14 protein-coding genes and 1 pseudogene are annotated in these 13,630 nt (G+C 64.2%); 8 read left to right on the top strand and 7 right to left on the bottom strand.

From position 1 onward, the window contains the following. Nucleotides 1–22: 22 nt before the first annotated feature. Complete coding sequence (locus ACJ8FR_RS08065) at nt 23–718, top strand: DJ-1/PfpI family protein (protein ID WP_407828115.1); 696 nt, start codon at nt 23–25, stop codon at nt 716–718. 14 nt (nt 719–732) lie between these two features. On the opposite strand, the gene msrB is transcribed toward ACJ8FR_RS08065, so the two are convergent. Together msrB and ACJ8FR_RS08055 are read right to left on the bottom strand one after the other, a co-directional pair. Continuing rightward, on the bottom strand, nt 733–1,227 hold the full coding sequence (gene msrB, locus ACJ8FR_RS08060) for a peptide-methionine (R)-S-oxide reductase MsrB (protein WP_407828297.1): 495 nt from the start codon (nt 1,225–1,227) through the stop codon (nt 733–735). A 58-nt stretch (nt 1,228–1,285) separates the two neighbouring features. Continuing rightward, nucleotides 1,286–1,579, bottom strand: a complete 294-nt coding sequence (locus ACJ8FR_RS08055; protein WP_407828114.1) for a hypothetical protein — start codon at nt 1,577–1,579, stop codon at nt 1,286–1,288. Nucleotides 1,580–1,718: 139 nt separating this feature from the next. On the opposite strand from ACJ8FR_RS08055, the gene ACJ8FR_RS08050 reads away from it, so the two are divergent. After that, the gene (locus ACJ8FR_RS08050; RefSeq protein ID WP_407828113.1) at nt 1,719–2,468 is read left to right on the top strand and encodes a class I SAM-dependent methyltransferase; all 750 of its coding nucleotides are present in this window, start codon (nt 1,719–1,721) and stop codon (nt 2,466–2,468) included. Nucleotides 2,469–2,482: 14 nt separating this feature from the next. Here the strand turns inward: ACJ8FR_RS08050 and ACJ8FR_RS08045 are convergent, their stop codons facing one another. Both ACJ8FR_RS08045 and ACJ8FR_RS08040 read right to left on the bottom strand, forming a co-directional pair. After that, nucleotides 2,483–3,895: an epoxide hydrolase family protein gene (locus ACJ8FR_RS08045; protein WP_407828112.1), complete on the bottom strand. Its 1,413-nt coding sequence runs from the start codon at nt 3,893–3,895 to the stop codon at nt 2,483–2,485. A gap of 171 nt (nt 3,896–4,066) precedes the next feature. After that, nucleotides 4,067–6,544, bottom strand: coding sequence for a PAS domain-containing protein (locus ACJ8FR_RS08040; RefSeq protein ID WP_407828111.1), 2,478 nt, complete (start codon nt 6,542–6,544; stop codon nt 4,067–4,069). Nucleotides 6,545–6,856: 312 nt separating this feature from the next. On the opposite strand from ACJ8FR_RS08040, the gene ACJ8FR_RS08035 reads away from it, so the two are divergent. Continuing rightward, complete coding sequence (locus tag ACJ8FR_RS08035; protein WP_407828110.1) at nt 6,857–7,687, top strand: hypothetical protein; 831 nt, start codon at nt 6,857–6,859, stop codon at nt 7,685–7,687. Nucleotides 7,688–7,965: 278 nt separating this feature from the next. Here ACJ8FR_RS08035 and ACJ8FR_RS08030 read toward each other — a convergent pair whose 3' ends face one another. Continuing rightward, complete coding sequence (locus tag ACJ8FR_RS08030) at nt 7,966–8,229, bottom strand: hypothetical protein (RefSeq protein ID WP_407828109.1); 264 nt, start codon at nt 8,227–8,229, stop codon at nt 7,966–7,968. 168 nt (nt 8,230–8,397) lie between these two features. Here ACJ8FR_RS08030 and ACJ8FR_RS08025 point away from each other — a divergent pair, with 168 nt between their 5' ends. The 4 genes from ACJ8FR_RS08025 to ACJ8FR_RS08010 are packed head-to-tail and all read left to right on the top strand — an operon-like array spanning nt 8,398 to nt 11,319. Further along, the gene (locus ACJ8FR_RS08025) at nt 8,398–9,246 is read left to right on the top strand and encodes a MazG nucleotide pyrophosphohydrolase domain-containing protein (RefSeq protein WP_407828108.1); all 849 of its coding nucleotides are present in this window, start codon (nt 8,398–8,400) and stop codon (nt 9,244–9,246) included. Further along, nucleotides 9,243–9,998 carry a hypothetical protein gene (locus ACJ8FR_RS08020; RefSeq protein ID WP_407828107.1) on the top strand — a complete coding sequence of 252 codons (756 nt, stop codon included), beginning with the start codon at nt 9,243–9,245 and terminating at the stop codon, nt 9,996–9,998. Before ACJ8FR_RS08025 ends, ACJ8FR_RS08020 begins: the two co-directional genes overlap by 4 nt. Before the next feature lie 43 nt (nt 9,999–10,041). After that, on the top strand, nt 10,042–11,052 hold the full coding sequence (locus ACJ8FR_RS08015; protein WP_407828106.1) for a uracil-DNA glycosylase: 1,011 nt from the start codon (nt 10,042–10,044) through the stop codon (nt 11,050–11,052). Nucleotides 11,053–11,112: 60 nt separating this feature from the next. Next, on the top strand, nt 11,113–11,319 hold the full coding sequence (locus ACJ8FR_RS08010; protein WP_407828105.1) for a hypothetical protein: 207 nt from the start codon (nt 11,113–11,115) through the stop codon (nt 11,317–11,319). Nucleotides 11,320–11,451: 132 nt separating this feature from the next. Here ACJ8FR_RS08010 and ACJ8FR_RS08005 read toward each other — a convergent pair whose 3' ends face one another. Both ACJ8FR_RS08005 and lepA read right to left on the bottom strand, forming a co-directional pair. Next, entirely contained in the window at nt 11,452–11,760 is a 309-nt protein-coding gene (locus tag ACJ8FR_RS08005; RefSeq protein ID WP_407828104.1) for a DUF6481 family protein, read from the bottom strand. Between the two features lie 203 nt (nt 11,761–11,963). Further along, nucleotides 11,964–13,481 (bottom strand): annotated as a pseudogene (lepA, locus tag ACJ8FR_RS08000) (translation elongation factor 4); the annotation flags it as partial. A gap of 49 nt (nt 13,482–13,530) precedes the next feature. On the opposite strand from lepA, the gene ACJ8FR_RS07995 reads away from it, so the two are divergent. After that, the coding region (locus tag ACJ8FR_RS07995; protein ID WP_407828296.1) for a GTP-binding protein at nt 13,531–13,630 on the top strand (100 nt) is incomplete at its 3' end.

Genomic DNA, 13,630 nt, shown 5'->3' with positions numbered 1-13,630 from the left:
TCTCGACAAGGGAGAGCGAGCCATGCACCTACTCAAGATCCTGGCACTCGTGGCGATGGCCTGCTCCGCATGCGCCTGCTCAGGACGTGCCGCAGCGGCGGGCGCCGAAGCCCCCGAGAAGCAGCTTGCGCTCCCGTCGTCGGGGATCATGAAAGTCGCGTTCGTCGTCTCCGACCGCGCAACCCTGATCGACATCGCCGGACCGATGCAGGTGTTCGACCAGGTGCAATCGCCCGGGACGACCGGATTCCAGACCTATACCGTGTCGGAGACTCGCCAGCCGATCAAGGCCGGCACGCTGACCATCGTGCCCGACTACACCTTCGCCGACGCGCCCGATCCGGACATCGTCGTGGTCGGAGCGCAGACCGGCCGGTCGGAGCCCTACCTCAACTTCATCCGCGGCATGACAGCCCGCGGCAAGCTCATGCTGTCGGTGTGCACCGGTGCCGCCAAGTTCGCCGACGCCGGAATCCTCGACGGCCTGCCCGCCACCAGCCACCACGATTACATCGACGGCTTTGCGAAAACCTACCCGAAGATCGGCTGGCTGCGCGACCGCAGCTACGTCCACAGCGCGCCGATGATCTACACCGCCGGCGGCGAGACCTCGGGGATCGAGCTCGCGCTGCACATCACCGAGCTCTACTTCGACCACGACATCGCGGTGAAAACCGCGCGCTACATGGAATATCGCGGTCCGGCGTGGCAGAAATGACCGGGCAATAGCGGTCAGGCCGGCGCGAACTTCAGCGCCAGACCGTTCATGCAATAGCGCAGCCCGGTCGGCTTGGGCCCATCGTCGAACAGGTGGCCGAGATGTCCCCCGCAACGCGCGCACAGCACCTCGGTGCGCTCGATCAGCAGGCTGCGGTCCGAGCGCGTGACTACCGCCCGAGGCAGCGCCCGCCAGAAGCTCGGCCAGCCGGTGCCGCTGTCGAACTTGGTCGCCGAGCTGAACAACGGCGATGCGCAGGCGGCACAGACGAACGTCCCCCGGCGATGCTCATTGAGCAGCGGGCTGGTGAACGGCCGTTCGGTGCTCGCTTCGCGCAGCACGGCGTAGCGCTGCGGGCCGAGCAGGCGCTTCCACTCGTCGGGCGAATGAGACACCGCGAATCCGCGGGTCGCCGCGATCGAAGGCGAGCGCAGCAGCGCCGTACCCGCAATGATCGCCGCCCCCGCCCCGGCTCCGAGAAGCGCGCGCCGGTCGATGTTCGTTTTCATCATGTCGGCGCCTTGCGAAGTGCGAAATGAATGGATGCTTTCTGCGGCCAGCGCGAAATCAATAGCGAGCGAGGATGAACGCGCGCGCCGCGCGATATTCCTGCGGCGTCACGCGCCCGTCGCTGTCGGCATCGGCCATTCGCCGGAACGCCTCTGCTGCCACCTTCGCTTCTCCCGGCTCGAGCAGGATGTCGTGGTCCGCGTCATAAAATTTGAGCGCCCAGTTCATCAGCACCCAGTCGCGCTCCAGGATCTGCTGGGCGGCGGGCGTCGGCTGCAGGCTCGCCGGCCGCGATTGCGCCGAGACGGGCGAAGCGGCGATAAGCGCGAATGCGGCGAGCGGCCGGATCATGGACGGAAAACGCGCGCGGCCGCCGGACGTTCAATCGGTCGGACGCCTCGCAAAACGCCTGCGACAACTTCTTTATGCTTTGTTGAATCGATCCGCCGCCGCGCATCGGGCATGGCTGCGGCTGATTGAAGGAGGCCGCATGAAAACGCTGACAATCCTTGCCGCAAGTCTCGCGTTCGCCGCGCTTTGGCCTGCCGCCCAGGCCGCGCCCAATTCGTCCCTCGCCCGCGCGCTTGCCGATCCGGCGCGCAGCGCTCAGCGCGGGGCCGATGCCCGCAGGCGTCCGGCGGAGCTGGTCGCGCTCGCCGACCTCAAGCCGGGGCAACGCGTTCTCGATCTCATACCGGGCGACGGCTATTGGACGCGCATCTTCTCGAAAATGGTCGGGCCGAAGGGCCGCGTGTACGCGGTCTGGCCCCAGGCCTATGCGCGCGAAGCCGCCGGCAACGTCCAGCAACTGCAGCAGATCGCCAAGGCGTACGGCAACGTGACCGTGCAGATTCAGCCGGGTCCGGCGCTGACCGCGCCCGAACCGCTCGACGTGGTTTGGACGTCCGACAATTACCACGACTACAACGACAAGTTCATGGGCAGCCCCGGCTCACCGGTGCTGGCCCGATCCGCGTTCCGCATCTTGAAGCCGGGCGGGCTGTTCATCGTCATCGACCATGCAGCCGCGGCCGGTCACGGCACCAGCGATACCGAAACCATGCACCGCATCGAGCGCGCCACGGTCATCCGCGAAGCGGCCGCGGCCGGCTTCCGCCTCGCCGGCGAAAGCAATGCGCTGCGCAATCCCAAGGACCCGATGAACATCCCGGTGTTCGACCCCAGGATCCGCTTCCACACCAACCAGTTCGCGCTCAAGTTCCGCAAGCCGGTCCGTTAAGCGCGCCCGGGGTGCTAGGGTCTCCGCACCGACCGGAAAGTCTCGCGCAGGTCTTCGGCAAGTAGCTGCGGCTGTTCCCACGCCGCGAAGTGCGTGCCCTTGTCATGGGCCCGGTAGAAAACGAGGTGCGGGTAGGCGGCTCGCGCCCAGCTTTCCGGCGCCTGGTAGATCTCGTACCGGAAGGCGCTGACGCCGGTCGGAAGCGGCACTCCGCGCGGGTCGAAGAACCCCGCCTTGCTGTTGCGCATCTCCCAATACAGGCGAGCCGAGGACACCGCGGTGTTGGTCAGCCAGTAGAGCGTGACGTTGTCGAGGATGTCGTCGCGCGTCAGCCCCTCGCTCGCGCCGTCGAATACGCGCGCGATGAGGTCATAGCTTTGGATGTCGTGGTCGAGCATCCACGCCGCAAGCCCGATCGGCGAGTCCGCCAGCCCGTAGAGCGTCTGCGGGCGTTGGTTCATCTCGATCGCATAGCCAAGCCCATGGACGTAGAAGTCGGTGAGCTGGTTCCACGCACGTTGCTCGTCGGACGAGAGATTGGCCGGCGGCGGACCGGCGGGAAGAGCGCGGCGGATTGCTTCCGGCAATGTCGCCGACATGTTCGTGTGGATGGCGAGAAGTCCGGGCGGCTGCTGCAGCGCCATGACCTCGCTGATCGCATTGCCCCAATCGCCGCCCTGCGCGACATAGTGCGTGTAGCCGAGCCGCTTCATCAGCACGTCCCACGCCTGGGCGATGCGGGGTACGACCCATCCCGGTGCAGTCGGTTTCCCCGAGAAGCCGTATCCGGGGAGCGACGGGATCACGACGTCGAACGCGTCAGCTGCCGTCCCGCCATGTGCCGTCGGATCGGTCAACGGACCGATGATCTTTAGCTGCTCGATGATCGATCCCGGCCAGCCGTGAGTGACGATCACCGGCAGCGCATTCGGATGCTTCGACTTCACGTGGATGAAGTGAATGTCGAGCCCGTCGATGTTGGTGATGAAGTTCGGATAGGAAAACAGGTTCGCCTCTGCGCGGCGCCAGTCGTGATGCTGCAGCCAGTAATCAGCGAGTTTCCGCGTGGTGGCGAGCTGCACGCCCTGGCTGTTGTCATTGACCGTTTCGCGGTCGGGCCATCGGGTGTCGCGGATACGCCTCTTGAGATCGGCGAGTTCCTGGTCCGTTGCGCGATAGTGGAACGGCCGGATCGCGCTGTCGCCGCTTGGATCTACGCTTGCAGCCGCCGCGATCACCCAGCTTTCGGCAACGGCCGGGGTTGCGGGCGTGCTGGTCGGCTGAGCCGGACTGAGCGTGGGCGCCGGCCCCGGCGGCACGGTGGCCGACGCGTGAGCGCCGCTCATCGGTACCAATGTCGCGATCGTGCCCAGCGCTGCGGACGCCAGGAAATGACGACGGCCGAGATGCGGATGAAGTTGGGACATTTCATTCTCCCTGTTGCCGGCGAGAGCGGCGAGTGACGCGGCTGGAACGACGCGATGCTGGGCCGTGGGAGAATGCCGGTGCGCAACAACAGGCGACCGCCCTCGCTCTGCTACCGTTGTTGCGAGTCGGTCAAACAAACTATTTTGGACGGAGGGCGCGCGCCGCGCTTTTCACCCGGTCGGCGTCAGCGCCCCGCGCACCGCTTTATGCAGCGCCTCGGCGCGGAACGGTTTGGCGAGCACCGGCGCGTCGGGCGCAATGCGCTTGACCGCGTCGGTTTCGCTGTAGCCGGAGACGAACAGGATCGGCTGGTCGGGGTGACGGTCGCGGACGCGGCGGGCGACCTCGGCGCCCGACAGGCCGGGCATGATGAAATCGAGGACGATGAGATCTGGGGTCTCGCGCTCGACCTCGGCGATGCCCTCGCGGCCGTCGGCGGCTTCGCGGACATTGTAACCCTGCTCTTCGAGGGCCTCGACGATGAAGCCGCGGACGTCGGGATCGTCGTCGATTACCAGGATCGAGGCGGGGGCGGGCCCGGCAGCGGCCACGTGGGGCTCCTCGATCCCCGGCGCGGCCTCGCTCACCGCCTCGTCCGCCTTGCGGAACAGCAGCTTCACCGCGGTGCCCTTGCCCGGCGTGCTTTCGATCCGCGCGGCGCCGCCCGACTGGCGCGCCATGCCATAGACCATCGACAGCCCGAGGCCGGTGCCCTTGCCGACCTCCTTGGTGGTGAAGAACGGCTCGAACGCGCGCTCGAGCACTTCGGGCGGCATGCCGACGCCGGTGTCGGCGATGGTGAGCTCGATATAATCGCCGGGGTCGAGGTCCGGCTCGCCGCCGCGGACGCGCACCGGCTTGGACGAGAAGGTCAGCTCGCCGCCCTCGGGCATCGCGTCGCGGGCGTTGATGGCGAGGTTGAGCACGGCGACCTCAAGCTGGGTCGGGTCGGCCATCACCGGGATCATCGCTTGATCGAGGTCGAAATTCTTGGTGATGCCCGGGCCGAGCACGTTGCGCAGTAGCGGCCGCATGTTCTCGATCAGCGGCGCGACATAAGTCGGCTGGACCTCGAGCCGCTGGACCCGGCTGAACGCCAGCAGCTGTCCGGTCAGCCGCGCCCCGCGTTCGGCGGCAGCGAGCGCGTTCTCCGCATACCGCTTGAGTTTGGGGTCGGGGGCGCGCTTGGCGATGATGTCGAGGCCGCCGACGACGACAGTCAGCAAATTGTTGAAGTCGTGCGCGATGCCGCCCGTCAGCTGCCCCAGCGCCTCCATCTTCTGGCTCTGGCGAAGCTGCTCCTGCGCGGCCTTCAATTCGGTGATGTCGCGCGCCTCGAACAGCAGATAGACGATCGCCCCGTCCGGCGCCCGGATCGGCTGCACCGAGACGTCGAGGTAAGCGGTCGGGGCCCCCTCGCGCTCCATCTTGACCTCGGCCGTGAACGTCCTGCCCCGGGCGGCCGCGGCGATGCCCTTCTTCATCAGCCCCGCATGCTGCGGGTAGGCGCGCATCGTCGGCGCATCCCAGATCTTGGCGCCAATCGCTTCGGACGGATCGGCGTGGCGCCACAATTCGCGCCGGTTGTTGACCGCGAGGATGGTGCCGTCGGGCTCGAGCAGGACCATCACCTCGAGCGCCGCCTCGAACACCGCGCGGAACTGCGCCTCGGACGCGGCGAGCTGCGCGGTCCGCTCCTCGACCTGGCGGCGAAGCTCGAGCTCGGCATGCTTGGCGAGCGTGATGTCGGAGCCGACGCCGATGAACCCGATCAGCTCGCCGTCCGGCCCGAACCGCGGCTGCGAGACGCTGCGCAGCCAGCGATATTCGCCGTCGTGGCGCTGGTAGCGGCCCTCGAGCGTGAACGGCTGGAGCGAGGCTTCCCCGGCGATGCTCTCGGCGATGATCCGGTCGACGTCGTCGGGATGGATGCGGCCGCGCCAGTCGAGCGTGCGCGCCTCGTCGGTGTCGCAGCCCGGCCCGCACACGAACTCTGCATAAGCGTCGTTGACGAAGTCGCGCACGCGGTCGAGGCGGGTGACCCACATCAGCGCGGGCGCGGAATTGGCGATTCGCCGGAAGCGCTCCTCGCTCTCGCGCAGCGCGCGCTCGGCGGCGCGCTGCTCGGTCACGTCCTCGAACAGGATGATGATCCCGCGCACCGCGCCGCCGGGGTCGGCCCACGGGACATAGTCGCTCTGCACCGCGACATGGCCGCGGGTCGCATGCTCGATCTCGCTCGCGTAGGAGGTCCGCTCGCCGCCGAGCGCGGCCCTTAGCAAAGGCTCGCGGCCCGCGAACGCCTTGTCGCCGATGACCTCGCGGATGGTCCGCCCGAGAATGTCCCGGCGCGGCAGCCCGAGCCAGTCGGCGAGCGGCTTGTTGACGAAGCGGTAGGTGAGCGAGGTGTCGATGTAGGCGACCATCACCGGCAGGATGTCGGCGATCGCCAGCATCGCGGAAAAGTCGAGGTTGCCGCCGCCGAGCTGGGTGACCAGCGGCTCGAAGCCGGCGGGCGTGCGCGGGGTTTGGGGCGTTTGGGGCGCGGCCGGCGTGCCGCTCACGGCCTGCGCGCCGGACGTGGTCAAAGGCGTGCTCGCTCGTCCACCGGACGAGCTGCGCTTCGCCTTTCCCCCTTTGCCGGTCATCGGCTCATGATCCCGTCAAAGCGGCGAAGAGTCGAGTGACTTGCGGTTCATGCGGCACGATTGATTTACGTGTGTAACGAAAACGAGTTCCGCCGAGCACAAGGGAGGCTTTGCGCAGCAAAGCCGAGCTTGTGTCGAGAGACGGAACGAGGCGGCCGGCGGGGCGCGAGCCCTCAGCCGAGCGAACCCGTCCGACGTCACGCGATTCACTCGCGTGACCGACCCCTCCACCAGCTGCGCTGGTCCCCCTCCCCGTTCCGGGGCGGAATTTAGTGCTGTCCTATTTGGATTTCATTTGCTCCACACTCACCGATGAGCGATTCCCAACAGCCGGCGGACGACGCCGCGCCCTTCGACCTTGAGTCCCTGGACGACGAGATCAAGGCCTTGCTCGACTTCCCGGCCGTGCCGCGGGCGCGGATCGTCGAGGGATCGTGGACGCCCGCGCTGCAGCGCGAATTCGTCGCCAGGCTGGCGATCCACGGGTCGATCCAGCAGGCGTGCGACGAGATGGGCAAGGACCGCACCGGCCATACCCGGCTCGGCAAGCACAAGGAGGCGGAAGGCTTTCGCGACGCGTGCGACAAGGCGATCGCGCTGGCGCGGCGGCGGCTGGCGGCGCAGGCGCCGGCGGAGCCCCTGGTGGTCCCGGGCAGCAGGCTGCCGCCGATCGATTATCGGCGCAAGAATCCCGCCGCGCCGCCGGGCGGGCTGCCCGGGCAGGTGCTGAACGAACATGGCGAGTGGGAGGACGAGGATTCGTATGCCCGCCGCGCCGAGGAGGCGCGCGACGGCATTTCGGTGAAGCTGCTGCGGGCGCGGCGGCTGTACCTTCGCGACATCAGCGGGTGCGCGGGCAAGCGCGCGGCGTTCGAGATCCTGACCGAGCTGCCGGTCGACTGGGAGAAGGCGCAGGCGATGCGGCCCCAGGCCGACGAGCCGTGGCGCAAGCCCCGCGCGCGGGAGACCGACATGCTGCTGACCGCCGAGGCCGGCTGGCTCGGCGAGTTCACCCACGGGCCGGACAAGAAGGCCGAGCTTTTGGCCGAGGTGAACGCGTGGCGCGCGGAGCGGGGGATGGCGCTTGTATGTTGGCGTGGCGAAGGTGGCGGCGAGGAAGAGGAATTGGATGATCATGACTGAGGCGACGGCCGCACCGAACATGCGCAGCTTCTCGCTCAACAGCCGCGAGTTTTATGAGGCGGTCTGCGAACCGCGCGAGCGGGCGTGGATACCCAATGGCGCATTGCCGCGAGAGCCGAGGGTGTGGGAGCGGGAGGTTATTGTCGAACGAAGCACCGAGCGTAAGCGAGCGCGCTGAGCAGCAGAGGCGAGCTTACGTCGAAGAGATGCGAAGTGATCGGCTGGCCTGCGGTCGAGCGGCATCGGCCGCGCTGAGCGACAGGACCAACGTCACGAATTTACTTCGTGACGGCCTCCTCAGGAACATCCGCTGGCGCCTCGGCTTCAAAGACCCCAATGAACTTCACGGTGCCGGCGCGCCGCATTCCTGCTCTGAGATCGCCGAGACAGGCAGCAACGGTTCCGGAGATGAAAAGAGCCAAACCGCTTTGGAGCATCATTATTTGCCGTTGAAGCAAGCCAAGATTGTAGACGTCGCTCGCCGCCCGATATCCAGTTTCTGCCAAGTAAGTTGCGTCAGTGTGCACGGATGTCGTGATCACGCACGACCAGAGCACCAATACCGCTCCGAGTGTAATTAGGGCCCAGCCAACAAGCCTCATGATGTATCCCCCCAAACCGATTCGACAGCCAACATGATCGGTTCCGGCGAAATTTGACGCAAGCTGCTGAAAGTGCGTAGCCTCCGACTGCTCGGGTAAGGGGATTTCGTGGATTTAGACGAATACCAAAAGCGGGCGCATAAGACCGCCCGATCCGAGGACATTGAGATATATACGCTTGGCCTGTTTGGCGAAGCGGGAAGCGTTGCTTCGGCGATCAAGAAAGTGAAGCGAGACAATCCCGCCAAAGAGCTCGTGCACGAGGAGATTAAGCGCGAGATTGGGGACGTATTGTGGTACCTTTCTGAAATTGCCCATCGATACGATTTGAAGCTTTCGGAGATCGCTCAGGCAAACCTCTCAAAGACTGAATTTCTTTTCACTGGTGATGCGCGAGTTTATGACGAGGGTTACCCTAGGGGCGAACGCTTCCCATCAGCATTAACCGTGCGATTCGACGACCACGGTAGTCTTGCGACTGTCAGCATCGATGGCGCGCAAATTGGAAACGTCCTCGACGATAATTCGCACATCGAGGATGGTTACAGATTTCACGATGTATTCCATCTGGCCTACATGACCAGGTTAGGGTGGTCCCCGTCGATGCGAAGGATGTTGAAGCGCAAGCGAAAGTCGAACGCCAATATCGACCGAGTTGAGGACGGTGCCCGCGCCGTTTTCCTGGAGGAAGGGATCTCGGCGATTGTGTTCAATCAGTCGGAGCAAACAGCAGAAGGTGTTTCGCTTTTCACTGATCGAGCCAACATCCCGTTCACGATTCTTCAGGCGCTCAAGACTGTTACGCGGGGCGTCGAAGTAAGTTCACGCAGTATCTCAGATTGGCGAGACGCCATCTCCATGGGGTTTCGGACATTTGATAACCTTGTGAAGAACGGCGGCGGAACAGTCATCTGTGACCTCGCCAAGAGACGAATGGCGTATCGCGCCAGCAAATGATTGGGCTCGCAATCGAAGGACTGAATATTATCGATGCGTGGGTCCGAGCCGCGCGAGCCTTTTCGGCGCCTGGGTTTGCAAATGATCATATTGCCGTCGTCGCGTCCAACGAATGGATAGAGACCCCGCAACGTCTTCGCGCGTTGGATGACCAGGCGAAGGCCGTCCAGACCGAGCGCCCAAGTTCAGTTGCGAATGTTCTTTGTCCGGCACCCATGATTACGGCTCCGGGAAATACCTTGGCAAAGATTACGCGAGGATGGGAGTTCCTCGGCCGCGGGCGTCAGCAAGACATTCACTACTCGGGCTGGAAGGATACCTACTTCGAACGACTGACAGGCCATCGAGCGCCGAAGGCGGGTGAGTACGAGAAGTTCAAAGAGAATCGGCTTCTCAGCATCATCACGAAAATAAATTCGTGGAATCAGAATGTTGCCTCAGCCTTGTACGCGCATAGCGACATTCCGAGCGACACCCTCAGGACACGCGGTGCCCCGTGTTTGCAGTACGTCCAATTTCGCGTGTTCGACGGTGACAAAATTGGGGTCACGGGACTCTATCGCTCGCACGATTATCTCAGTAAGGCTCTGGGGAACATGATCGGACTCCAGCGGCTGGCTAGGTTTGTCGCACAGGAAACCGGCCGCAATGTCGGTCGAGTCACGGTCATTTCGCTCGTGCCGATTGCGCAAGGCGGGAAGGGGAAGTTGCGCAATTATGCCAATGGAGTTGCAGGCCTATACGGCTTTTGAGGCGCTAGTCGCCGATGTTCAGTCGTGCCGCCTCTGTTCGGAGATGGACGGCTGCACGCGAGTCCTGTCGTGGGCAAACGGACCGGCAGAAGCGAAAATTATGTTTATTGGAGAGGCGCCAGGCCGCCTTGGCGCTGATCGTACAAGCGTTCCTTTCCACGGCGACAAAGCGGGCGACAACTTCGAGCATCTTATTGACTTGGCGGGTTTGTCGCGACGCGACCTCTTCATAACAAATGCAATCCTCTGCAATCCGCGCGATGAGCGGGGCAACAATGCCCCGCCGTCGAAGCGATCAATCCGAAATTGCTCGAGCAATTTGCAGAGGCAGATTGAAACCATTGATCCGGCAATCGTGGTTACGCTCGGTGCCGCGGCCTTGGAGGCCACTCGGCAGATCGATCCACATGAGCTTACGTTGTCGGGAAGCGTGCGCTCAGCCCACGCATGGAATGGTCGACTAATAATTCCACTTTATCATCCCGGCGCGCGAGCGATGGTCCACCGGAACTTCGCTGCACAGACTGCCGATTATTACTTCGTTGGTGAAACCTATCGACGTTTGGGGCGCAAGCGCCGGGCCATCCCCGATATCGGCAAACCGAATTCGGTTGGCTGGGACGTAGTTCGTTTCTTGCTAGGCGAATTCGGCTCTTGCTCTTTGTTCAAGCTTCACAAGGCAATGTATCTGACCGACTGGCGAGCGGTCTCGGAGATCGGCCATCGCGCGACCGATTTCGTCTATCTGAGGCAAAAAGACGGGCCTTACTGTGTTGAATTGGGTTCAAGATGGTACAAGCGTTTTTCGAACGAAATAGCCTTACACAAAACAAATGATCAGCTCGTCATTGAGTGGCGAGGTGACGGGCTGTTTGGAAGCCAGCAGGCGAAGCTTGCGTCTGATTTGGTCGACGTTGCCGCACGGGTTGCGGTTGAGACGCGGAATTTGTCCGACGGGCAGCTCAAGACGAAGAGCTATCTCACCAAACCCATGAAAGACTACCTGCGAGCGGAGCGAGCCGGACACAGCCAATTGAATCGGCCTTTGCTGTAGGGTCAGTCCTTCGTAATATGCTATGCTCTCCCCGCTCGGTTCCCATAGGGGATACGCGCCATGAACAGTGTGACGGCCTGGGTCGCAGAAGCGATTAACTCGTATCGGGGCGACTCATTGCAGTGCGTCCTGATAGGCTCGGATTATTGGGACGACTTCCTGAGCGAAGTTGGCGCACCGGCAGATGCAGACGAGGTGGAGTTCCACAATCTCGTTTGCCGAAAATCATCGACGCCGGATAAAATCAACCTAGTCATCGGCTATTGATCCCACGCGGAATGAATCCGGCGTGACGTCGATCCTGTCCGCGACACCGCAGGCCGGCCGGAAGCAGCTGGATTCCCGCCTTCGCGGGAATGACGAAAGGGACTGGGCCCCTGCTTGCGCAGGGGTACGGCCTTACCTCCGCTTCTTACGTGCCGCGTAGCGCGCATCCCTCGCCGCCTTAAGCTCGGCTTCGCTCTTGGGGGCGGCGGCGGCGGCCAAAGCGGCGGCGTCGGCCGCAGTTGCTTGGGCGGCGGCGGTCCGTTCGGCCTTTTTCGCGGCGGCCTTTTCCGCCTTGGCGGCGTCGCGCGCTTGCGCGGCGGCCTTGCGCTCGGCGGCGAGCTTCTCGTCGAGCGGGGGCCTGGCGCGGAGCTGGTCGAGCGCCTTCTGCTTGGCCTTGGCGGCCTGGCCGGCGCGGTCCTGGAACGAGCTGTTGTAGGTCATGGGTGAAATCTCCGGGTCGCGGCTAGTAGCGTAACCGCCGCGGGTTGAGGAAGGGGGCGTTGCGCGGGAATGAGGGGTTAGGAAGCGGGTTCCCGGATCAGGTCCGGGATGACGAAGAAAGATTGGGCCCCGATCTGGGCCCCATCAAAGTAGTACTTTGGTGGGAACCCATGCGCGGGGGGACAGATGGGCGGACGGAAGCGCTAGCTTTCGTCGCCCATTCTCAACGCCGCGATGAAGGCTTCCTGCGGGATCGAGACGCTGCCGTATTCGCGCATGCGTTTTTTGCCTTCCTTCTGCTTCTCGAGGAGCTTGCGTTTGCGGGTGGCGTCGCCGCCGTAGCATTTGGCGGTGACGTCCTTCCTGAGCGCGGCGATGGTCTCTCGCGCGATGATCTTGCCGCCGATCGCGGCCTGGATCGGGATCTTGAACAGATGGCGGGGGATGAGGTCCTTCAGGCGCTCGCACATGCCGCGGCCGCGCGCCTCGGCATTGGCGCGGTGGACGATCATCGAGAGCGCGTCGACCGGCTCGTTGTTGACGAGGATGCTCATCTTGACGAGGTCGCCGTCGCGGTGGCCGATCTGGTGATAGTCGAAGCTGGCGTAGCCGCGGCTGATCGATTTCAGGCGGTCGTAAAAGTCGAACACCACCTCGTTCAGCGGCAGCTCGTAGCGGAGCATCGCGCGGGCATGGCTGCCGGTGCCGACGTAGGTCAGGTCGCGCTGGACGCCGCGGCGGTCCTGGCACAGCTTGAGCACCGCGCCGAGATAGGAGTCGGGGACGTAGATGGTGCAATCGATCCACGGCTCCTCGACCGCCTCGATGATGCTCGGGTCGGGCCAGTCGGCGGGGTTGTGGATCGCCTGAATGGAGCCGTCGCGGAGCTTGATCTCATAGATGACGCTGGGCGCTGTGGTGATGAGGTCGAGGTCGTACTCCCTCGTGAGGCGCTCCTGGATGATCTCGAGGTGGAGGAGGCCCAAGAAGCCGCAGCGGAAGCCGAAGCCCAATGCCGCGCTGGTCTCCATCTCGAAGCTGAAGGACGCGTCGTTGAGGCGCAGCTTGTAGAGCGAATCGCGGAGCTTCTCGAAGTCGTTGGCGTCGACCGGGAACAGGCCGCAGAAGACCACCGGCTGGACCAGCTTGAAGCCGGGGAGCGCCTCGGCCGCGGGGCGCTTGGCGTCGGTGATGGTGTCGCCGACCGAGGCCTGGGCGACCTCCTTGATCTGGGCGGTGATGAAGCCGATCTCGCCGGCGCTCAAGGCATCGAGCTGCTCGATCTTGGGGCGGAAGGCGCCGACCCGGTCGATCAGATGGATCGTGCCGGTGTTCATGAACTTGACCTGCTGGCCCTTGCGGACGGTGCCGTCGATCACCCGGACGAGGATGACGACGCCGAGATAGGGGTCGTACCAGCTGTCGACCAGCATCGCCTTGAGCGGAGCCGCGGCGTCGCCCTTGGGCGGCGGGATTTTGGCGACGATCGCGTCCAAAACTTCGGTGATGCCGATGCCGGTCTTGGCGCTGGCGAGGACGGCTTCGGAGGCGTCGAGGCCGATGATCTCCTCGATCTCCTGGCGGACGCCCTCGGGGTCCGCGGCGGGGAGGTCGATCTTGTTGATCACCGGGACGATCTCATGGTCGTGCTCAATCGACTGATAAACATTCGCCAACGTCTGGGCTTCGACGCCTTGCGCGGCGTCGACAACGAGGAGGGCGCTGAACGGCAGGGTGCCGGCGGCGCCCTCTTTGTTTATAGCGACCCAGATGACTCAGAGCCGCATCCGCAATTTTTCCATCATCGCCCACATCGACCACGGAAAGTCGACGCTGGCCGATCGCATCCTCGACGCCACCGGCGCGCTCT

It is taken from the genome of Sphingomonas sp., from assembly GCF_045810705.1.
GTDB lineage: Bacteria > Pseudomonadota > Alphaproteobacteria > Sphingomonadales > Sphingomonadaceae > Sphingomicrobium.
The sequence above is the reverse complement of the archived record's forward strand: the minus strand, read 5'-3'. Positions and strand labels throughout refer to the sequence as shown.